The organism is Brevibacillus sp. HB1.2, from assembly GCF_013332495.1.
In the GTDB taxonomy this organism is placed as follows: Bacteria; Bacillota; Bacilli; order Brevibacillales; family Brevibacillaceae; genus Brevibacillus; species Brevibacillus porteri.
On sequence record NZ_JABMIU010000004.1, the window covers coordinates 98223 to 119718 of the forward strand.

Genomic DNA, 21496 nt, shown 5'->3' on the forward strand with positions numbered 1-21496 from the left:
ACAGATCGATGGAGGGATTTTTTTGTTAAAGGAAAATAGAACGTTTCGCACACTGTTCATCTCTTACGGACTGTCTACGCTTGGCGATTGGTTTGATTTTATTGCGGTATCCATCCTATTAGGATTTGTGTGGAAGGTTGATCCGATGACCATGGCTCTCCTGCCGGTTGCCTATGCGGCTCCAAGCATTTTGCTCGGGCAGTTTGCCGGGGTGCTTGCAGACCGCGTGAACAAGGTACGTATGATCATGACCATGAATATCATTCAGGCTGCTCTCACTCTGCTCCTGCTTGCCATGCCTACTCCACTCTGGTTCCTGGTGGTCATTGCCCTGCGTTCAGGTGCCTCTGTCTTCAATGATCCAGCGCAACAGACCTTGACGCGTCAAATCGTACCTGAGAATCAATTGTTACAAGCCTCTGCTTTGAATGGAGCCGTATATCAGATGGGGAAATTGATTGGTCCACTTGCCGGAGGATTGGTAGCGGCCGTTTTTGCACCTGCCATTTGTCTGATGATTAATGCTTCGACCTTCCTTCTCTCTACTGGATTTCTGTTCATGATTCGGAAAGTGGAGAATACGTTGTCTCGTACATCCGTAGAAGAGCAGCCTCTCCCTTACCGTCAAGCATGGCAAGAGGGATGGCGGATCTTTTTGCAAAACCGTGTCCTGTTGTTCAGCACGATCTTCGCAACCGTTACCTCGTTGGCGATTCAATTGGCGGATACACAGTTTCCCGTGATCTTCCGCGAGAAGCTGCCCGACAATCCGGAAATGCTCGGGTTTACAGTCAGTGTCATTGGATTAGGCGCACTTGTTACTGTCACCTGGCTACATCGTTTAAAAGAGATGCGTTCCTACGGGTGGGTGCTGGGCGGTGGCGTATTGCTCATCGGAATTAGCTTTTCGTGGATTGGATTTTTCCAGGCTGGTGCTGGCATGTATTGGCTGCTGATTCCCGCTTTATTGGCAGGAATCGGAACAGGTCTGACTTCGGTCGGCGCCAATTATCTGGTACAAAAAGAAAGCCCCCCGCAAGCACTGGGCCGTGTGAGGGGAATTATCGATTCATTGACGAGCGCTACTTTCATTATTGCTCCGTTGCTCGGTGGCGTCATTATGACCATCTGGGGTCCAAACACTGCTTTTTTATGGGTCGGAATGTTAATCGCTACGATTGGTGGAGGCGCTGTTCTCTTACAACAATGGATTTGGGGGAAACGAACAAAAGACGTGGCTGTTGCTACCGCTACGGCTGGATCGGAACGAGTCGGATAATTTTATCGTCCCCTTCTCTCGGATTTCCACGACCATCGCGGTTGTTGGTCAACAAATAGAGTGCGCCGTCTTTTCCTTCGACCACATCGCGCAATCGTCCGAACTCGTCTTGGAACAAAGTAGCAGCCTCCAATACCGTATCAGGTCGAGTAGCGTCTAAGCTAATTTTCTGAAGCTGCGTACCCCTGAGGTTCGCTACGAGCAGTTGTCCTTTCCACGGCCCTTTGGATACAAACGTCATGCCAGAAGGAGCCCATGTCGTATCACCGCTTTGCAGGAGGGGGGTTTTCATCCCCTCTTTTTGCTGTTCACCAGAAATGACCGGCCAGCCGTAATTTGCGCCTGGCTCGATCCGATTAATCTCATCATGTGCAGTCTGGCCGTGCTCCGAGCTGTAGAGTATTCCTGTATCCGGATGCCATGCGATGCCTTGCGGATTACGATGTCCATAGCTGTATACAGGTGAGCCAGAAAAAGGATTGTCGGCAGGAATGGTTCCATCCAGATTGATGCGCAAAATTTTTCCGGCGAGACTTGCCCGATCTTGCGCAATCATCGGCTCATGCGCATCGCCTGTCGTAATATAAAGACGCTGATCCGGACCGATTTTAATCCGTCCTCCGTTGTGGATCGAGCTTCCCGGGATTTTATCGAGGAGTACCTTGTCAATCTGTGCTGCATGATTTGCTTCTCGCAGTCGCAGAACACGATTGAAAATAGCCTCTCCCTCTTTGTATGTATGGTAAACGTACAAGTAGTGGTTATTCGCAAAATCAGGATCGAGCACAAGGCCCAACAGCCCGCCCTCTCCCTCGCTGATGAACGGGGCAGGGAATGAGATGAGCGGATCCGGCAACAGCTTGCCTGACTGGATCACTCGCACTCTTCCTGGTCGCTCTGTGAAAAAGATTCGACCATCCGAGGCTATATCCATCGCCCACGGCACAGCCAACTGATCAGCCACTACCTCCATCCGATATGGAAGAGTCTGTTGAGCTGGCTGCGACTCAGGAGCGGGATTCGCCTCACAGGCCACAACCGGCATACTCAAGATCAAGGTAAGAACACACACCATCCATTTTTTCCACATCTCACGTTTTCCTCCCTGTGCGATTTTCCAGTAGGAACCAGGAAGCATTTAGACAAAGCTTCGCGAATGTACGCTTATGATCCTTTTTTCACTGCGAAAAAATCTGTTTTGGATGTCCTCCAGCAGTTGTGCCGGGACCGAAGCCCGGTGACATGTTTTCCAGTCGCCTATATCCTCTCTTCGTTCGGGCGGTCTCCTTCCAAACATATCACCGTGCTTCCACAACTGAGGTGGGCGTCCAGCTTTTTTAGAACGTTTGTGTAGTTAATCAGAGAAGTCTTTCCGTTTTTCTTTATCTTTTTTTCCTCTTTTATGCCTTTAAAATGTTGACTGAAGCCGCGTAGGAAGAAGCGGATTTCCAGTCCAAGCGCCTCTGGAGCCCAACCCAGCGAAGGAATGAATGTCGGGGGTTTTCAGCTTCACTTATGATATACTCCCTTGAAACTTCAACGTTTGAAGCGCTCCCGACATTCATTCCGTAGCGGACAGCCCCCGCCTCCCGGCAGGGCGTAGGTTGAAGCGTAGACTGGAAATCCGCTTCTTCCCCCCACTACAGCCCCTCCTAATCTACCCCGGAAAAAAGACAAAAAAAAATTGGTCCCCATTGAACCAATTCACGAAAAGACCTACTCGATATTCACTTGTCTTCGTTCCTCGATTTGTCGATGCAAAATGTACTTTCGCAAATTGTGAAAGTGACGTGCATTGATTCCTTTGATCGTACAGCCGTAAAAATAGTTCGGACCTTCTATTCGTTCATGAATGATAACCAGGTCAGTTTTCACTACCCCATCCGGGCGATTGCGACCATGCAATTCAAAGGAAAAAACAATTTGCTGATCCGCAGGAATATGTTTGTCTGAGCGGAATGCCAAGCCTCCCAGGCTCAAATTCACCAAGTACACCATTTGGCTATAAACGGAAAAAAATGAGTCTGGCTCCTGCGTCGGATACTGGATCCAGCCCTTAACCTCCATGTCGAAACGGGGATAGCGTCTGCGCTGTTCCCGAAATTCAGTAGCTGTTGGAGAGTGGAACAAAAACAAGCGATTTTTGTCTTTAGCCACGACTACGGCTTCAAACGTATTGATCGTTTCATAATCAGCCGTCAATAGACAAGGGATCTGATCCCCTACAGTGACATCCAATGGGCTGGGAAATACGGCTTCGATCAAGTCTCCTTCTTCATAGGTAACATGACCTTCTATCACTCGATTCCCTTTTCTAATTTGTATTATGCTTTCCATCTGCGTTCTCCACCACTTCGCACAATTATATTACCGGGATTTCCGAAATCTTTACCTGGATGCTTTTCGCGGAAAATAAGGTATAATGGGAACATTGACAGATAGGAGGTTACAGACCGATGAATCGTTATCAATTGGTAACACTGGCTTTGGCATTTTTGGTAACCGCCTGTCTCATCGGAGTTGGCATTGCCATTGGGGAAAAAAGCCCCCTCGGTATCCTTGGCTGTATCGTTGTTGCCTTCTCGTTGATGGGATTTGGCTTTTCGTACAAGCGCAAGCATATGCGCTAACCTCTTCTCCGTTATCGCCGTACAAGTAAACTGTTCACATAAAACAGGACAGAGGGCAAGCCCTTTGCCTGCTTCAGTAGTTGTCTAGCGATAGTATAAATGTGTGGCTGGCTCCGATTCACCTTGCGATCCGCGAGATAAAACGCGACTAGCCCGTCCACGATCATACGGTGAAATGCAGGATTTGGCAAGCGTTTAACGCTTGCCTTTGCTTGTTCTATGAAAAGCTTCAAGCGTTCAGTCGCTATCCGTTCTGAATCGTAATAGCTCACAAAGTTTAAATCTCCACCCATTTTATCTTCTTCCAGGTCAATTAAATAGTCTAATAAAATATGTAACCCGCACAGCCATGGAAAGTAAGCTTCACTTACCATTTGAATTTGCTCTTCCCCTACATCTGGATCAGTCGACAAGCAAAAAAGAGCGAATATCCCGATGGTCGAGCCTGTGACAGCCGCAAATTCTTGCCAGTACAAATCATGATAGCGTTCCTTATACTGATCCCACCACGTCAACAAGTGATCCTCGCGCAAATGGGGAGCAATGTGCTTGTATACTTGCAAATCACTATACAAACAAGAAAACTCGAGTATCTTTGCCTGGATTTTTTCATAGGCTGGCAATTGTGCGACATGTTGTTGACAGGTCTGAACCAGCCCAGCCAAAAAGCCGCCGTCATCCTTATCCACGCGGTACAAATAATAGTCGCGTAATGGCGCGCCTGGTGTCAGTGCATCCTGCATCGACACGTGAAGCTGACGGAAGTCTTGCGGGTCTAATGACGTGCTGCGATCACACAGATTATCCAAGTAGTCACTGATCGTTTGGTAGGCGACAATCAGCGGGACAATTGTCTCTACATGCGGGATGACCTGTGCAGCATAAACACATCCCCCTTGGCAGTGAAACTTTTTGGAGTTCATGCTGTCTTGTGCCTGTTTTCTCAGCTCGGGATTGGGAATCGCCTGTGCTCTTTTGTACCAGGCCGCAAACTCTCGCTCCAGAACAGGTTGCACATGACGATAGACTCGGTAAAGTAGCTGCCATGGATTACGTAGTTCGCTCACTTACTTCCCTCCCAAAACAAATGTAAAACGGAGGCATTCCCAAGCTTTTATCAGCTTACATCGAAGCCCTCGCTCATGACCAATAGAAATATCTTATCACATTTGGATGCCCACTCCAAAAATCAGCCCTGAAATACACCAATTCGTCTTTTTGACTCCATATAGAGTACAAAAATAAACTTTTTGGTATTGATACGAGTAGAAGAGATCGTCATTTCCATCTGATTCTCCAGCTCCAACATGCGTTTTCGCACCTCGGTAAAATCAAAGAATGTGGTCGCGTAGCTCTCGAATTTGGGATTACTGTAATCAGTCAGCCCAAGGGAAGCCAGATGGGTTAATGCCTGATAAATGGCTCTGCGAACCCGTTGCTCAGCGGCCTTCGTTTCCTTTTGGATCAGGACAGTCACTCCCTTACCCAGCTTGCGGGCAGCAATCGCCCAAAAAATATCGCGTAAAGGTGGGAGATTCACTTCCCCATCCCTTTCCTTCTCCCAGTGATACAGCCACTCCATCATGTCGAGTAAATCTTTGCTGCCTTTTTCGCTAATCATCCCCAGTTCGGTTAAGAGAAACCGTGCGGAAGACAAGATCCCCTTTTCAGGATACGTTGTTTCTTTTGAAAGAGCTGCCGTCACGTTCATACTGCCGGACAAAACGGAAAGCGACCGCTGAATACCCTCGATGGATTGCTGCAGCAATATGCGTTCCCGTACCTTTTGCAGAACACTGATGACCTCCAGTCGATTCACCGGTTTGGTCACGTAGTATTCGATCCCTGTCGCATACGCCTCTGCGATTATCTCCTTCGTTTCGATTTGCGAGATCATGACAATCTTGCCTGTAAAACGCCTCAGTTGGCGCACTGTTTCAATGCCATCTCGATTCGGCATCAAAAGATCAATCAACAAGATGTCTACTTGCTTCCAATTCAAAAAATCGTGGTCAATCTGTAAACCATCCTCTGCTTCCCCACATACCTCTCCCAAATCAGCATCCTCTATGATCTGAGCGAGCATGAATCGAATCGCCGGATCGTCGTCCACGATGAAGTAGCGCATTAGGTCACCCTTTCTGAATCAGAGTTGCGATTGGCAGGCGAATGCAAAATTGTGTGGTTTGTCCGCACGAGGCCTCGGCTATATCAATCCTTCCTTGGAGATTGTCTGTCACTTCCTTTACGTATGAAAGTCCTATCCCCGTGGAAGGCCTGCCCGATACGTCGTATTTGGTCGTGAATCCAGGCATGAACAAGAGCTCCTTGTCCTCCACCACAATGCCTGGCCCATCATCGGTCACATCAAAATGAATCCACTCCTGACTCTCGTCAATGGAGGCAACGATCGAGACCATCCCCTGGTCACGGATTGCTTCAACACTGTTGCCGACCAGATTGTTGATGAGTGAGAGTGTCGTGTAAATGTGGCAAGCGAGATAGGGCACCTCCACATTCGTTTCAAACTGAATGTCCTTCTCCAACAGTCTCGCGTACTTTCGTTGCACCTGAACAATAATAGCAATCAATTCGCCCAGTGGCATATAATCTCGTTCGTTCTCGTCAGTAATCAGCTTGGAAAGGCCTGCATATATGCGTTGATTGTCCTTTTTCACTTCATGCACTTGTCCGGCAAGGGACAGTAGCCGCTTTGCATATCGCTTGCTCGTCCCATCCTTGTGCTCCACCTCGTTCATCTCGCGATACAACTCATAGCAGCTGCGCGTGATTTCCTCGACCTGATGCAATGTCTTTTTTAGATGAACAGATTCCTCGTACAAGTTGGAAATGAGCATCAACATCTGCTCGTTTCGATTGCGCTGTTGCTTTTCCATCCATTTCGCCTGACGCAGCTGAATCATATTGAAAAAACTAAGGACAAAAAAACTGCGTATCAAAGCAATGACGGCAATCGGCCCTACGACCTCCAGCTGAAAGACTCCCTCCCAGGACACAGCACGAAAGGACAGCTCTACCAAATTGGCAGCTATTTCTGAGACTGTCCCCAACAGTCCCACCCAAAGCGGTCGATGATGTAGTGTATTAACGCGCAAGAGCGAGAATAGACAAGCAAAGGTAGCGTAATAGCAAAAGGCGGGGAAATGCATCTGAAGAGAAGGCAGAAACGAAAAGACATCTCCATACAAGAAATCTAAGATTATTCTAAATAGAACAACAATTAATCCAGTTACTATCCCTGCCAAGAAAGAAGGACGCAGCCACAATAAAAAAAAGAAAAAAGCCGTTGTACCAAAGCTAATGCGGAAATCATCTTGAAACGGGTGGAATTTGAGCTCCCCGGCAATCGGGACAGCAATGAGCATAAGCAGCAGGATCGAAAGGGTCTCTCTCATACAATGTTGCCCGCACTTCCTGTTTATTTCTTAGTTTACTATATTTTTCTATAGATTTTTGTAGTTTTTTATAGACCTCCCCTTACAATGCCAAGGAAAGTTATATAAACAGAACATTTAGACTAGGGGGAATTATCTTGAAGAATCGTCATTTTCTTCTCTCGCTCACACTACTTCTGTCCATGTCGCTCATCACGGCATGTGGTGGTGGCAACTCTTCACAAGGAGGTGCAGGTGGAGGCGCCGATCCCTCCCAATTAATTATTGCAACAGGCGGTACAGGCGGCACTTATTTCCCACTCGGTGGCGGCATGGCTGACCATATAACGAAAAACGCTGGCCTCACTGCTACAGCACAAGCCACAGGCGCTTCAGCAGAAAACATTCGCCTCCTTCGTGATAAAAAGGCGGACATCGCCTTCACGCAAAATGACATTGCCGAGTATGCGTCAAAAGGAACGAACATGTTCCAGCAAGACGGTAAAATTGATTCCTTCCAAGCATTGGGCGCTCTCTACGATGAGACCATCCAAGTCGTCGTCTCTGCTGACAGCAATATTAAAAGCGTTGCCGATTTGAAAGATAAGCGCGTATCTGTAGGCGCTCCAGGAAGCGGCACTGAAGTGAACGCTCAGCAAATTTTAGAAGCATATGGCATGACCTTTGAAGACACCAAGCTCCAGCGCCTCTCCTTCGCTGACTCAGCCAAAGCCATTCAGGACGGCCAATTGGATGCTGCCTTCCAAACTGCTGGTACGCCTACCGCAGCAATCACGGAGCTGGCAGCAACAACTGGCGTAAAAATCATTCCTATTGATGCGGACAAAATCGATGCGATCATCGCCAAATACCCTTACTACGTAAAAACAACCGTCCCAGCCAATACGTACCAAACCGTTCCGGAAGAAGTGACCACCGTCTCCGTCAAATCAATGCTTTTGATTCGCTCCGATCTCAGTGAAGGCCTCGTGTACAAAGTAACAAAGGCGATCTTTGAGAACAGCGACAAGCTCGGTCACGCCAAAGCCAAAGAAATCAAGCTGGAGAACGTGAAGAACGGCGTCAGCATCCCTGTTCACCCGGGCGCCCAAAAGTACTTTGACGAAAAAGGCGTGAAGTAAAACCAGATGGTTTTTATCCAGGAAGTATCAAAGCAAAGAGGGCGGACGTTGTTCCGCCTTTTCTCCTTCTTTCTTCTCGTCATTGTCATTTATGTGGGCATCGCCACTCCGCTGATTCCCGCTCTGGTTATCCGGGATACTCAATCGAATCAGGTAGTTTGGCGTGCAAACATATACAATGAAGCAGCCTTTGGCATCCGCTGGACTCATTCCATTCATCGGTCGACAATCGAGGAGCAATACCGGATTGTAGATGGTCAAATTATTTTGTCAGAGATGAGCTTTCACGACTACGGTATCGGCATGGAAAATGAATTGGCTCCTGGCGAGGAGCTGATTCTGGCCGATGGACGATTCCACATTCGCAATATGCAGCGCTCTTTTCCTGCCCTGCGGCTTTTTATCGGGCAAGTACGGGCTAATCATACGTTGCTTTTCGCTGGACAGGATATTCCGTTGAGCTTGATCGACAAGCCAGGAGAAGCCATCACGATTCAGGCAGAAAAGCGATCCATTCTGAGCGAGTTAGGAGGTTACTAGATGAGTACAACAACGAATATGAACCAACTAGAGATGGATAAGCTGATCGCGCAATATGACAAGGAATCAGCCACACGCCAGCTCGCGGGTCCTATGAAGTGGATTTCTTTTGGTCTACTTGTCCTCTTCTCCCTGTACCAGTTATCCAGCACGCTTTTCTTCACGCTGCCTCCCCAGATTCATCGTCCGATCCACTTGGCCTTCGGACTGGCACTTGTCTATCTGTTATATGCAGGAACATCCAAAGGCAACCGTAACAAAATCGGAATCGTGAACATGATTCTCGCCTTGTTGGGTGTCTTCGTATCGCTGTATTGGGTCATTGACTACGAAGGACTCGTGACCCGAACAGGTAACTATACGACGATGGATATGGTGGTCGGCGGTATTGCCATCGCGCTCGTCCTAGAGGCTGCACGACGAGTCGTCGGAATTCCAATCGCTCTCATCGCCACTATTTTTCTTTTATACACCTACTTCGGACCTTACATGCCAGGCTTTTTGGAGCATCGCGGCAGTGATGTCGAGCGGATTATTGGGCACAGCTACTACACACTAGAGGGTATTCTCGGTACTCCGCTCGCCGTTTCCTCTACCTTCATCTTTTTGTTTGTGCTATTTGGCGCGTTTCTCGAAAAAACAGGGGTCGGTGAGTATTTTAACGATTTGTCGCTGGTCATTGCAGGCAGACGAATCGGTGGCCCTGCGAAGGTGGCCGTATTTTCCAGCGCCTTGCAAGGGACGATTAGCGGCAGCTCCGTTGCCAATGTCGTTACCTCCGGCGCCTTTACCATCCCGATGATGAAACGGCTCGGCTATCGTTCCGAATTTGCCGCGGCGGTGGAGGCCTCGTCCTCTACTGGTGGACAAATCATGCCGCCTGTCATGGGGGCTGCTGCCTTTTTGATGGCGGAATTCATCGGCGTTCCTTACTTGGAAATCGCCAAATCTGCAATCCTTCCTGCGATTTTATTTTTCGTGGGCATCTGGATTATGACGCACTTCGAAGCAAAGCGCCTCGGGTTACGCGGACTCTCCAAGGAAGAACTACCGAACAAAAAAGAAGTTTTGAAAAAAATGTACTTGCTCCTCCCCATCGTGATCATTATTACCGCTCTGATGATGAACATATCAGCCGAGCGCTCCGCGATTATCGGCATCATCTCCACCATTATCGTGGGCGCCTTCCGAAAAGAAACCCGCATGTCTATTGCTGATATTTTAGAAGCACTTGCCTCAGGTGCCAGAATGGCTCTCGGTGTCGTGGCCGCAACTGCGTGTGCCGGAATTATCGTCGGTACGATTACGTTGACTGGGATCGGATTGAAGCTGGCAAATGGCTTGATTGATTTGGCTGGCGGTCAGCTTTTCCTTACGCTGTTTTTCACGATGATCGCATCGCTTATCTTGGGCATGGGAACACCTACGACTGCGAACTACATCATCACTTCTACCATCGCTGCCCCGGCACTCATTCAATTGGGTGTACCAGCTATCGCTGCTCACATGTTTACATTCTACTTCGGAATCGTTGCAGACATCACGCCGCCAGTTGCGCTTGCTGCCTTTGCCGCATCAGGCATCGCCAAGTCAAAGCCGATCCGGACAGGTGTAGAATCCACGCGGCTATCAATCGCTGCTTTTATGGCTCCCTATATTTTCGTCATCTCACCAGCCTTGCTGCTGATTAATACCACCTTGCTCGAATCGATTTGGGTTATGCTGACTTCAACGCTTGGGATGATCGGGGTGGGAGCAGGGTTGATCGGCTATTGGATGTCCAAGCTAAACGTCTTGGAACGTATCCTCGCAGTTGCAGGTGGCGTGCTCGCGGTCATCCCTGGGATCGAAACGGATATCGCCGGTTTTATTTTGCTAGGGCTCGTTTTTTCCTTATCGTATTACAAAGCCCGTAAGCAAAAACAATCTGTGCAAACGACAATATAAGAAAACAAACAAAAACCCTCCCAAGCATTCATTTCCTGTTGCCAGGAAGCTCTCTTGCCTAGGAGGGTTTTCTTCTTTTATTCTTCTTGTTCGCTTCGAATCATTTTGGTCCAGCCGTCTACTTGCTCCACGCGGCGTTCCTTCATCAGCTTGCCGAGTGCCCGCTTGAAGCTGGACTTGCTCATTTGGAATTTTTCTCGGATGACATCCGCTTCTGTCGAATCGGTGTAAGGCATCGCCCCGTCACGATTGATCAAATAGCGCAGCAGCTTGTCCGCATCTTCGCCATACTGTACTTCCTTGCGTTCTTTCATAGAACCGTTCAGACGGCCATCCTCACGTACAAAGCTAATACGGCAGCGCACAGTTTGTCCGAGGCGCAGACGTCCTACCATTTCATCACGATGAATGAAAAGGATATGCTCGTCTTCCGTCAACAGGAATGCACCTGCTTGAATCACTTTGTAGACCGTACCCTCGACAGACTTGTTCTTCATACTCTGATCTGCCATTGCTGCGATCTTGACGATTTCGTTTTCAGTGACCGGCTTTGCCAAGAGTCTGCCGAGCTTGTCTTGCTTCAGCGCTACTAGCATTTGATCCTTGGGACGCGGCCATTCATCGCTATGCTTGGGCAGGTCATCGATGAACAAGAGCAGATCCTTGTTAATGCCGTTGTCAAGGAATACACCCATGCGCGGAGAGATGTCCACTACTTCCAGCCAGCCGTATTCACCCATGCCGACATGAGGCATGTCCATGGTCGCAGCCAGTCGGTTTTCGTGATCATGGTACAAAAACACTTCGACCTCATCATCGATATGTAAACGCTCGTGCGCTTCATTGGCATGGAGAAACACTTCATCTTTGCCATCGCGCAAAAAATAGCCGATTTCCGTTTTTCGCGCTACCGTCATGGTAAGCGTCATCCCTGCCTCCAAATTGCCGTTCTGAATGATTTGGGGCTCACGCTTTTCACGCATTTGTCTTTTGTACATATTTATTTTTTCCTCGCTCTCTACCATTGTGCACACTAACTATACCCATCCCCCGCAAGAAAATACCACAACTTTTTTCTAACAAAATAACGATGCGAAACGAAATAGGCAAGTCTTCCATTCACGGACATACATATGACAGTAAGACTGGCTTGGCCCTACTTTTCCAAGACTGGAGTGACTCTTGCCTATGCTGTTGTTGCTTGAACATATTTTTCTCGGCATTGTACAAGGTTTGACTGAATTTTTACCGATATCAAGCACGGGTCATCTCGTCCTATTTCGCAAAATGTTTGGCATGCAGGAGGTAGGCCTTTTATTTGACACGATGCTTCATTTCGGTACGCTAATCGCTGTCGTTATTGTCTTTTGGCCACAGGTTCGTTTTATCATCATGAATCCGATGAGCAAGCTGACAAAGCTATTGGTCGTAGGCACGATCCCTACCGCAGTGATCGGACTCGCCTTTGAAGATTATTTTGAAGAAATCTCCCAGACAGGCATTACGATCGGCTGGGAATTTCTTGCGACAGGCGCGATCCTCTGGGCAGTGGAGTCCATGCGCCGTGGAAATCGGAGATTCGAGGAAATCAACTACACGGACGCCCTCATCATCGGAACACTGCAAGGTGCAGCGATCCTACCTGCTATTTCCCGCTCAGGGCTGACGATTGCCGGTGCTCTCCTGCGCGGAATCGACCGTGCTGATGCTGCGCGCTTTTCGTTTTTAATATCCTTACCCGCGATTCTGGGTGCTTGTGTCTTGCAAACAGCCAAGCTCGTAGAAACACCGCTTGAAACAGCTTTATGGATCCCGATGCTCGTGGGCACCATGTTTGCCGGACTAGCTGGATATGTAGCCATTCGCTGGATGCTTACCATCATCAGTACAGGCTCGATGAAAGGCTTCGCTATCTACGTCTGGGTATTGGGTGGGTTAATTTTACTCATGCAGCTCTTGGGCTGGTAATGCGAAAAAAGCCGGCTGCTTGCTCGCCGGCTTTCATCTACTTTCTTCCTTGTCTGGATAACGGCTGGCAATTAATTTGCCTACCAATAAAATGATGCCATAAAACGCTGTTGCCAAAAGCGAAGTAGCCAGCCACGTCGCCGTCCCCAGCACCAGATAAAGTGCGGCATGAGCAACAAAGATACCTACCAGCCACACCATAATGTTCATTCGATTAAAAAACGTCATCAAACTACGCAATTACCTCGCACCTCCACCATTCCATTTACTACTGTTATAGCCGATGAAACGGTGTTTTATCCCCTTACCGCTCTCCAAGATCAGGATGAGGCACAATTACCGCAAAGCCTGCTTGCTCCAGAATTTCTGCCAGTACGAAAAGAGGCGTGTCGGCAACCTCTCTGTACATTTTCGGTGTATGCAGATGGATCGCATCAGGAAAGTCTTCACTTAAATGGGTTCGCAATTTTTTCCCGCTGTCATCTTCATCGGTAAATAGGTATACCTCATCTGCATCTGCTGCTTCTGTTTGGGCCAGCAACTTCTCCCCTTTTTCCAAGCTGTAGGAACCGTATGTACAAAGAATAGTGACAGGCTCAGCCAGCACCCGAAGCAAGCGTTCTTTGTCTGTCTTCCCCTCCACGATCATGACACACCCTGCCATCCGTTCCCATCCTCCTGACGCACGCACGTTTTTTTATAGTATACCTCAACTCTCACCTAGGAAAATGAGGATGACTACTCCCTTTCGAAACAAGACATCTTAAGAAAGCATCCATTATCGAACAGGGGGTTGTACCATGTCCAAATTCAAAAGTGCCAAAAACTTGAATCAAAAAGGCTTGGCTGTTGCAGGGCTTACCAGCAGTACAGTTGCGGATGATACGCATACTGAAGACAACCAAGGATCATCCTATCAGCATCAACACAACAACGAAAATAGGAAGAATCGAAAATAAAAGGAATGAAATGGTTGCCTGGATAGAGTTTCCTTAGTAAGATAGTTTTATGAATATTGAACAACTTGAACTAACCGAAAAGCGAATCAAGATTTTTAAAGCGTTGGCAGATGAGACAAGGCTAGCCATTTTAAAGACCTTGTATCATTCCGGCAACGAGCTAAATTGTACAGAAGTAGGCTTTACCTGCGACACCTCCAAGTCCAATGCCTCCTATCATTTCAAGACACTTCGAGAGGCAGGACTGATCAAAGTCAGAAAGGATGGACAAGCACGGTACATGAGCATATATAAAGAAACCTTCGATCAAATATTGCCTGGCTTTTTAGATACCTTGTGATTGGTATCCTTTTTTTGCTCATCAGTTCAAAAGTTATTTAACTATATAATTATAAAACAACGAGGAGAGATTTTTTATGGAACGCCTATTTTTGATGATCTTTTTCTTCACCATGTTTTTGATAGGTACGAATACATTTATCATTAGCCCACTGCTGCCAACCTTGCGAGAGTTATATCACGTATCCACTAACCAGGCAGCCTGGCTGATCGGAACGTATGCTCTCGGATTTGCTTTGACCGCTTTAGTCGCCGGTCCGCTATCCGATAATCGAAACAGGAAACATGTGATGGCATTCGGTATGCTCGGATTTGCACTTTCCACACTTGCATGCGCCTTTGCACCTAGTTTCGCCGCGATGCTCTTCTTTCGCTTTCTTGCCGGGACCTTCTCTGCCTTTATCGGTCCTCAAGTGTGGGCTGCCATTCCTGTTTTGTTTCCCCCTGCTCGTATCGGAAAAGCTATGGGGATTGTCATGGCAGGTCTTTCGGTTTCCCAAGTGATCGGTGTACCTATAGGCAGTTTTTTGTCCGCTTATCATTGGTCGTTTCCTTTTTTGGCTGTAGGAATTGCTTCTCTCGGAGCTTTTGTACTCATCATCCGAAAACTTCCCGATTTATTGCCTCCTACCGCCATAGCCGGACTTGGAACAAACAACGCCCGGGTGGCTATTTTTGCACGTTACATGGATCTGTTGCGACTGCCTCAAGCTTCACGCAGCTTTATCGGCTATTTCGTTTTCATGACGGGTGTCTATGCAGTCTTTTCATTCTATGGCGTATGGCTTTCCGATCAATATCAGCAATCCGTTACCCAAATTGGCTTGATCACTTTCGTTATCGGGCTTGGCAACACCGTTGGCAGCTTACTCAGCGGTTGGTTACTCGAGCGTTGGAAGACAAATACGATTTTGACCGTTGGGTTTCTGGGCAGCGCCCTGCTCTATCTTGTTTTGCCTTACATACCGGGAGTCGGCTTTTTGCAGGTTGTCCTCTTCTTCATGTACTGCTTCGGCGGTGTACTCGTGCCTGTCCTGATGGGGTACTTACAATCATTGTCCGACACCTCGCGCGGTACCATATCGAGCTTGGCCAACGCCTGTATGTACATCGGAACTTTCATTGCCTCTTCTTTTGCAGGCAATTTGTATTCTATTTTTGGATTCGCGGGGGTCAGCACCTTCGCCACCTTCACTTTTCTTATCGCCTATCTTCTCTTTGTTTTGAGGACGGGTAAATTAAATGTAACCTCTCAAGCTTGAGTTCTTTACTTTCCCTCTTCGCCTTGCTACGCTATGGTCACATTCATTTTACCGCAGTCAGCAGGACGGAGAGGGTCAACGTGGATTCATCCCCATCTTTATGGAAAAACAGTTCGTTCCTCAAGCTTTGGCTTGCGCAAATGACAGCAAGCATCGGTGATCATTGCTACAGCTTCGCATTACTCTGGTATTTGCTCCAAGCAACCAAATCGGGTACGGTGCTCAGCCTGCTCGCAATCCCGGAAATGGTGGCGGGTCTCATGTTTTACCTCGTCGGCGGAGTCATGGCTGATCGGTACAGCCCGCGCATGCTCATGGTGGGTGCGGATGTTGCTCGAATTCTTGTCGCGATCACGGTTGGCATCCTGGTCTACATGGGTGTGGAAGAGTTTGCTTTTTTTCTGGCAGCCCAATTCTTGTTGGGGTTGTTCTCCAGTCTGTTTCAGCCAGCGCGAACCGTTGCACTCAAATCAGTGGTTCCCCAAGAGCAGCTAGGGCGAGCAAATGCCATCATGGATACGACTTTCCGAACGATTCGGATTATTGCGCCAATGTCAATTGGACTGGTCGCTTCGATTATGCCGCTGTCTACTTTGTTTTTTGTGAACGCAGGCAGCTATTTAATTTCCGTCTTGTTCCTTTATGCCATCCGTATTTCGTTGACCGATCAACAACAAGTATCTCCTACGAAAATGACACCCAGGCAGTACGCCCGGGATATTGCCGCAGGTTTACAGGAGCTAAAACAAAATCGTGCTCTGTTCTTGATTCTTCTCTTTAGCAATATGGGCTTTCTCGTTTGGCAGGTCACTTACACGGTGGGCTTCCCATTCATGGCCGAACGCATGCAGCAAGGAAACGGAAGTACATTAGCTGTCTTGTTAGGCTTTTACGGGATCGGGAACTTGCTAGGAAGCCTGTACATGGCGCGATCGTTCTACACTCGCTATTTGTTTGTGATTATGATTGGTTGGGTGTTTCAGGCAGTCGGATTCCTGTTGCTTACGGCAGGAGGTACCGCTCACTGGATTGCCTTCCTCGGAGCAGCCGTGGCAGGGATCGGAGGACCGCTCATTGGTATCCCGACCGTGACTGCCATTCAAATCAAAGCATCCAGCAACAGTACAGGCAAAATTTTTGCGATCAACATGCTCATGTTCACTTTCTTTTGCACATTGTCCAGCAGCCTCGGTGCAATCTGGATGGGCAAATGGCCCGTCGAGCAGCTTTTCCTCGTTAGTGGACTATTCCTCGCTGTCATGAGCTTCGGAGGCTTTCTGATTGAAAAACGAAAACCAACGGAACAACACCAATCCGCATCTGCATAAGTAGCTTTTTTCATACCAAAAAGCCGTTTTTTCCTCCTTCAAGGAATCAACGGCTTTTTATTTCCCTACATTTCAACTGGCTGTTGTTGTGTCACACAATGAATCATCCCACCATGTTTATAAAGCTCTCTGACATCAATGCCAATCACTTCACGGTCAGGGTATAGCTTTTGGATGATCTCGTTTGCGATTTTGTCATTCGGATCATGATAATTCGGCACTAGGACAACGGTATTCCCAATATAGAAATTCACATAGGAGCCTTTGTATCCCAAGTCCTTTCCATTCTCTAAAATGACATTGTGCTTACTGATTGGTAAATTCACGTACTTATACGGCTTACCCAAGGCATTCTTCGCCTTCAGCAATGTTTGGATATCCTTATTCGAGACACCCCATTCCTCTAAATCCTCTTCCTTCATCGTAATAATCGTTGACTGATCATAAAATTTGGCAAAACCATCAATATGAAAATCTGTAATATCGAGGCCTGGTATACCATCTAGCCAAATAAAATTCGTCGCACCAAGATATTCTTTCATATACTTCTCAACATCTGCTTCTGAAAATTTGGGATTTCTATTTTTATTCATAACAGCACTGCGTGTCGATAAAAATGTACCATTCCCGTCCAATTCAAACGCTCCACCTTCAAGAACAAGCTCATTCAAATCAATTCGTTCCATTCCTGTTTGCTTGCTTAGCTTGCTTGAAAGTAATGCATCTTTTTTATACGGCGTTTTCTTGCCCCATCCGTTAAATCCCCAGTCCATCATTTTCAAGTTCTTATCCTTGTCGTATACAAAAATCGGCGCAGTGTCCCTTGACCATACATCGTCCGTAGGAGCAATGTAGAAGTCGATTTTGTCCATATGGATACCTTCCTCATACAGAAGATCATAAATATAGTCCTTTTCGTATTCATCATAAGCGACAATATGGACATTTTCCCCCTCACTTAAGGCAGCTGTCATCTCGATCCAAATGGACTCAACCTCTTCTTGATAACCTTTCCCATACGTAAAGTTATGCGGCCATACTAACCACGTACCTTCATGCTTGCTTTTTTCATCCGGCATTGTGTATTTGCCTACGTATTGTTTTTTCATATTTTGACTCTCCTCGGCCTTACTTGGCATACACCCCATTAAGATCCCAGCTGTTAAGACGACCCCTGAGCACAGTACCATTATCTTCTTCATTTCATAATCCCCTCTTATTCTGGTAGCTTTCCCGCAAAAGTAGAGTAAGCCTTGACATAGTGTCAAGGTCAAGCAGTTATTGTCTCGCTTTTTTCATGATAGGAAAACTGATCTGTGTCACATACTCACAGGCAGGGCTGTCACATTCTGGGCCTTTCAAGTAGGTTTCGTAAGGCAGACCATCCAGACGGTAGCCGTTGCTATCTGCCCACTCTTCAAGTGCCATATGCGCGTATCCGATATCGTCATAACTTCCGAAATGCAAAGTAGTAGCAATAAACTGCTCGGGGAGCAGTTTGATCTGCCATTCGCTTGCTGTATTGCAGCCGTTCTCATGAATGATCGGGATCATCAACTCAATATTACTGTTGTCAGGGGTGAATTCTTCATCTAAAAACAAAACAGACGGAGCACCAAGTAACTGAATATGATTTTCTTCCGCTTGCGCGTATATAGAATCAATGTACTTGTCCATGTCCGCAATATGAATTTGCAAGCTTTGACTGATGATACTTACTTCCTTTCTCATTCCGAGCAATATATCGTACGTTCTTCTCTTTCCTCGAATGATATCTTCCTTTTTTTCAATCATCTCCTGCATTTCTGCAATGATCTGTCTATAACGATTCACCTCATTGGACAATTCATTTATTTTCGAGTGGATGAATTCGATAAAAAATTTCCTGTCGGATGTCTGAAGGATCGTTTTAATTTCCGGCAGAGAAAATCTATATTCTTTCAACTTATTGATAAGTAATGCCGTTTCTAATTGACTCTTTTCATAGTATCTGTATCCATTTGTTTCATCGACATGCAAGGGCTTCAAAAGTTCTTCCTTGTCATAGTGTCGCAACATGCGCGGACTCATTTTGCAAAGCTGAGAAAATCTGCTGATTGTGTACATATGTCTCCCTTACCCTTTGTGATGATTTCAAGAAGCTATTATATCATTCAGTATCGAGACTCTGGTGATACCTACCAACGATATTTTCTCATTATTTGCAAAAAAACAATTGCAACCGGAATTTTCATGTCATATAATCTGACATAAATAAAAATAGTGTCAGGTTATCTGACACAGATAAGAGGTGGATGGATGGAACCTACTGTCGCAAGTCTCTCGTCTGCCATTGACGCCACATGGGTCATGGTCTCGGCCATTCTGGTCATTCTCATGCAGGTTGGATTCGCCCTACTGGAAGCTGGCTCTACTCGCATGAAAAACGCTGGTCATGTCGCAGGCAAAACGGTCCTTACCTTCGGCATCTGCTCGATTGCCTTTTGGGCGTTTGGCTTTGGTCTGACATTTGGAGACGGCAACTCTTTCGTCGGACTTTCCGGATTCTTTTTTGACGGCTTGCAAAAAGACGCTTTCTCCGCTTTTTCCGCTGCAACTGTTCCTATCTCGATACTCTTCCTCTTTCAGCTCGCTTTTGCAGCCGTTTCACTCGCGATCGCCTGGGGCGGTTTCGCCGAACGTGCCAAGCTGTCCATTTATTTTATTTTCAGCGTACTGTTTACTGTCCTCATCTATCCCGTCGTCGGTCACTGGGTATGGGGCGGCGGTTGGTTGGCACAACTCGGGATGCAAGACTTCGCTGGTTCTACAGTTGTCCATCTCCAAGGTGCCATCGTCGCGCTTGTCGCCACTATCCTCTTGAAGCCTCGCATTGGAAAATACAATCGCGACGGCAGCTCCAATCTGATTCCTGGTCACAACCAAGTCTACTCTGTCTTAGGTGTCCTGTTTCTTTGGATCGGCTGGTTCGGCTTTAACGCCGGCTCCACGCTCGGCAGTACATCTGGATTTTTCGGCTATATCGCCGTCACAACCAATCTCGCTACCGCAGCAGGCGCTGTCGCCGCTCTCACTATCTCCTGGATCGTCATGGGGAAAGCAGATATTCCAAGTATGCTCAACGGCGTCCTCGCTGCTCTCGTCGCAATTACAGCATCCTGCGCCTTCGTCGATCCGTGGGCAGCTGTTGTGATCGGTTCTGTGTCAGGTATTCTTACATTTTATACATCCATTTGGTTTGATCGCATGGGGATTGATGATCCCGTCTTCGCTTTTTCCGTGCATGGGGTGGCTGGTATTTGGGGAACGTTGTCCACGGGTTTATTCGCTACTCCAGAGCTTGCCGAAAAGGTCGGCGTAGGTGGTCCTGGGCTGTTTTATGGCGGCGGCCTGCATCAGTTAGGGGTTCAAGCGTTGGGCTTGGCTGGCTCCGCGCTCTACGTTTTCGTCGTAGCCTTCATCATTTTGTATGTGTTAAAAGTAACCATTGGCCTGCGAGTCACTGAAGAGGAAGAGGTGGTTGGTCTTGACCTTAGCGAACATGGGGGATACGGCTATCCCGAACTACTCCAGCCTGAACGCGTACGACCGGCTACATCTACCCAAACCAGCACCTCTCACTCTCTCACCTGAACAAGTGGAAAAAATACGGAATGTTGACTCCTTTGGCGAGCTGGCCTTATTGCGACGAGAATTGTTGGACCCTTCTCCGTTGCGTTCATTGAATCGCGCAGGGGAACTGGCTCCCTTTTCCATTGTCGTCAATCTGATTCACGACAATCTTATCCGACAAGGGGTACTCCTCGCAGTGAACGACCTTGCCAAAAGGGGCTTGGGTACCCCTCCCGTCCCCTTTGCCTTTCTGCAATTCGGCAGTGGCGGACGGTCAGAGCAAGCACTCATCAGCGATCAGGATAACGGCCTCGTCTATCAACTGCCAGATCATCTAGGCGAACAGGAAACAGAAAAAATACATGGTTACTTTCAATTACTGGGGGCGACAATCGTTGCTGGTCTGGAGGTAGCCGGTTATCCTCCCTGCCAAGGGAATGTCACTTGCCTCTCCCCAAAATGGCGAGGTAGCACCGAACAATGGCTGGACCAAATAGACAGATGGGTCTCTCACCCCATCTGGGAGAACGCTCGTTATTTACTGCTCGCAAGTGATGTGCGTGTCTTATGGGGCGAATCGGCCATTTTTACTCCTGTCCATGACCGCTTCCGCCAATTGCTTGCAGGGAACGCCTTTTTGCTGAATCGACTGGTAAGCAATACGTTGCATTATCGGGTACCACTCGGAATATTCGGCAGAGTTTTACCTGAAGTCCATGGACGCTTCCGCGGCGCCATCAATGTGAAGTACGGCATTTATTTGCCACTAGTGAATTGCGTACGGCATTTCGCCTTGGCGCACGGCATCTTTGCCAGCTCTACCTTGGAACGATTGGATCTACTCGGTGAAAAAGGAGTCTGGAGCAAAAGCTTGTGTGACGAGGTAGCCGCGTACTTCCGGCAAATTCAAGGTTTGCGACTGATCGCTCCTCTCCATTGGGAAGATGGACAATACACCAGTAATAGCTATATCAAACTAGGGGAGCTTTCTCCTGACACCCAAGTGATGGTACGACAATCCATGAAGCTGGCGATCCGCCTGCAAAAAATGACAGAAAAGCTCCCGTCCGTTTTTGGGGGATAGGAGGAGATTGC

At 47.6% G+C, this 21496-nt stretch carries 22 protein-coding genes; 12 read left to right on the forward strand and 10 right to left on the reverse strand.

Annotated features, from left to right (window positions below):
* Nucleotides 1–22 precede the first annotated feature (22 nt).
* Nucleotides 23–1279, forward strand: a complete 1257-nt coding sequence (locus HPY28_RS12000) for an MFS transporter (protein ID WP_174230627.1) — start codon at nucleotides 23–25, stop codon at nucleotides 1277–1279.
* Here the strand turns inward: HPY28_RS12000 and HPY28_RS12005 are convergent.
* Together HPY28_RS12005 and HPY28_RS12010 are read right to left on the reverse strand one after the other, a co-directional pair.
* Entirely contained in the window at nucleotides 1251–2369 is a 1119-nt protein-coding gene (locus HPY28_RS12005; RefSeq protein ID WP_017250037.1) for a PQQ-dependent sugar dehydrogenase, read from the reverse strand. The genes HPY28_RS12000 and HPY28_RS12005 overlap by 29 nt on opposite strands.
* A 626-nt stretch (nucleotides 2370–2995) precedes the next feature.
* Nucleotides 2996–3616: a PilZ domain-containing protein gene (locus HPY28_RS12010; RefSeq protein ID WP_017250036.1), complete on the reverse strand. Its 621-nt coding sequence runs from the start codon at nucleotides 3614–3616 to the stop codon at nucleotides 2996–2998.
* A 119-nt stretch (nucleotides 3617–3735) separates the two neighbouring features.
* Between HPY28_RS12010 and HPY28_RS12015 the strand changes: the two genes are divergently transcribed.
* Nucleotides 3736–3909: a YlaF family protein gene (locus tag HPY28_RS12015; protein ID WP_007722723.1), complete on the forward strand. Its 174-nt coding sequence runs from the start codon at nucleotides 3736–3738 to the stop codon at nucleotides 3907–3909.
* A gap of 11 nt (nucleotides 3910–3920) precedes the next feature.
* Here HPY28_RS12015 and HPY28_RS12020 read toward each other — a convergent pair whose 3' ends face one another.
* From HPY28_RS12020 to HPY28_RS12030, 3 genes are all read right to left on the reverse strand, one after another.
* On the reverse strand, nucleotides 3921–4976 hold the full coding sequence (locus HPY28_RS12020; RefSeq protein ID WP_017250035.1) for a tetraprenyl-beta-curcumene synthase family protein: 1056 nt from the start codon (nucleotides 4974–4976) through the stop codon (nucleotides 3921–3923).
* Between the two features lie 122 nt (nucleotides 4977–5098).
* Nucleotides 5099–6037 (reverse strand): response regulator, encoded by a 939-nt coding sequence (locus tag HPY28_RS12025; RefSeq protein WP_174225067.1) that lies wholly within the window; start codon nucleotides 6035–6037, stop codon nucleotides 5099–5101.
* Between the two features lie 4 nt (nucleotides 6038–6041).
* Nucleotides 6042–7325, reverse strand: coding sequence for a sensor histidine kinase (locus tag HPY28_RS12030; protein ID WP_174225066.1), 1284 nt, complete (start codon nucleotides 7323–7325; stop codon nucleotides 6042–6044).
* 137 nt (nucleotides 7326–7462) lie between these two features.
* Between HPY28_RS12030 and HPY28_RS12035 the strand changes: the two genes are divergently transcribed.
* The 3 genes from HPY28_RS12035 to HPY28_RS12045 are packed head-to-tail and all read left to right on the forward strand — an operon-like array spanning nucleotide 7463 to nucleotide 10933.
* A complete protein-coding gene (locus HPY28_RS12035; protein WP_174225065.1) occupies nucleotides 7463–8446 on the forward strand; it encodes a TAXI family TRAP transporter solute-binding subunit in 984 nt (327 codons plus the stop codon).
* A gap of 6 nt (nucleotides 8447–8452) precedes the next feature.
* Entirely contained in the window at nucleotides 8453–8986 is a 534-nt protein-coding gene (locus HPY28_RS12040) for a DUF1850 domain-containing protein (protein ID WP_174225064.1), read from the forward strand.
* Nucleotides 8987–10933, forward strand: a complete 1947-nt coding sequence (locus HPY28_RS12045; protein ID WP_174230628.1) for a TRAP transporter permease — start codon at nucleotides 8987–8989, stop codon at nucleotides 10931–10933.
* Nucleotides 10934–11010: 77 nt separating this feature from the next.
* Here the strand turns inward: HPY28_RS12045 and HPY28_RS12050 are convergent, their stop codons facing one another.
* A complete protein-coding gene (locus tag HPY28_RS12050) occupies nucleotides 11011–11931 on the reverse strand; it encodes a CvfB family protein (RefSeq protein WP_017250029.1) in 921 nt (306 codons plus the stop codon).
* 190 nt (nucleotides 11932–12121) lie between these two features.
* Between HPY28_RS12050 and HPY28_RS12055 the strand changes: the two genes are divergently transcribed.
* Nucleotides 12122–12901, forward strand: coding sequence for an undecaprenyl-diphosphate phosphatase (locus tag HPY28_RS12055; RefSeq protein ID WP_174230629.1), 780 nt, complete (start codon nucleotides 12122–12124; stop codon nucleotides 12899–12901).
* 33 nt (nucleotides 12902–12934) lie between these two features.
* On the opposite strand, the gene HPY28_RS12060 is transcribed toward HPY28_RS12055, so the two are convergent.
* Together HPY28_RS12060 and HPY28_RS12065 are read right to left on the reverse strand one after the other, a co-directional pair.
* On the reverse strand, nucleotides 12935–13141 hold the full coding sequence (locus HPY28_RS12060; protein WP_017250027.1) for a hypothetical protein: 207 nt from the start codon (nucleotides 13139–13141) through the stop codon (nucleotides 12935–12937).
* 64 nt (nucleotides 13142–13205) lie between these two features.
* Nucleotides 13206–13565, reverse strand: a complete 360-nt coding sequence (locus tag HPY28_RS12065) for a toprim domain-containing protein (protein ID WP_017250026.1) — start codon at nucleotides 13563–13565, stop codon at nucleotides 13206–13208.
* 136 nt (nucleotides 13566–13701) lie between these two features.
* Here HPY28_RS12065 and HPY28_RS12070 point away from each other — a divergent pair, with 136 nt between their 5' ends.
* The 4 genes from HPY28_RS12070 to HPY28_RS12085 all read left to right on the forward strand — a co-directional run bounded on the left by HPY28_RS12070 (nucleotide 13702) and on the right by HPY28_RS12085 (nucleotide 16789).
* Complete coding sequence (locus tag HPY28_RS12070; protein WP_174230630.1) at nucleotides 13702–13860, forward strand: hypothetical protein; 159 nt, start codon at nucleotides 13702–13704, stop codon at nucleotides 13858–13860.
* A gap of 49 nt (nucleotides 13861–13909) precedes the next feature.
* Complete coding sequence (locus tag HPY28_RS12075; protein ID WP_017250024.1) at nucleotides 13910–14200, forward strand: ArsR/SmtB family transcription factor; 291 nt, start codon at nucleotides 13910–13912, stop codon at nucleotides 14198–14200.
* A 76-nt stretch (nucleotides 14201–14276) separates the two neighbouring features.
* On the forward strand, nucleotides 14277–15461 hold the full coding sequence (locus HPY28_RS12080; RefSeq protein ID WP_174225061.1) for an MFS transporter: 1185 nt from the start codon (nucleotides 14277–14279) through the stop codon (nucleotides 15459–15461).
* Nucleotides 15462–15541: 80 nt separating this feature from the next.
* Nucleotides 15542–16789 (forward strand): MFS transporter, encoded by a 1248-nt coding sequence (locus HPY28_RS12085; RefSeq protein WP_174230631.1) that lies wholly within the window; start codon nucleotides 15542–15544, stop codon nucleotides 16787–16789.
* A gap of 65 nt (nucleotides 16790–16854) precedes the next feature.
* Here HPY28_RS12085 and HPY28_RS12090 read toward each other — a convergent pair whose 3' ends face one another.
* On the reverse strand, nucleotides 16855–17937 hold the full coding sequence (locus HPY28_RS12090; RefSeq protein ID WP_371813476.1) for an agmatine deiminase family protein: 1083 nt from the start codon (nucleotides 17935–17937) through the stop codon (nucleotides 16855–16857).
* A gap of 130 nt (nucleotides 17938–18067) precedes the next feature.
* Nucleotides 18068–18895, reverse strand: a complete 828-nt coding sequence (locus tag HPY28_RS12095; RefSeq protein WP_174230633.1) for a MerR family transcriptional regulator — start codon at nucleotides 18893–18895, stop codon at nucleotides 18068–18070.
* A gap of 192 nt (nucleotides 18896–19087) precedes the next feature.
* Between HPY28_RS12095 and HPY28_RS12100 the strand changes: the two genes are divergently transcribed.
* Both HPY28_RS12100 and HPY28_RS12105 read left to right on the forward strand, forming a co-directional pair.
* The gene (locus tag HPY28_RS12100; protein WP_174230634.1) at nucleotides 19088–20422 is read left to right on the forward strand and encodes an ammonium transporter; all 1335 of its coding nucleotides are present in this window, start codon (nucleotides 19088–19090) and stop codon (nucleotides 20420–20422) included.
* Entirely contained in the window at nucleotides 20316–21485 is a 1170-nt protein-coding gene (locus tag HPY28_RS12105; RefSeq protein ID WP_254613108.1) for a DUF294 nucleotidyltransferase-like domain-containing protein, read from the forward strand. The genes HPY28_RS12100 and HPY28_RS12105 overlap by 107 nt, the downstream gene beginning before the upstream one ends.
* Nucleotides 21486–21496 lie beyond the last annotated feature (11 nt).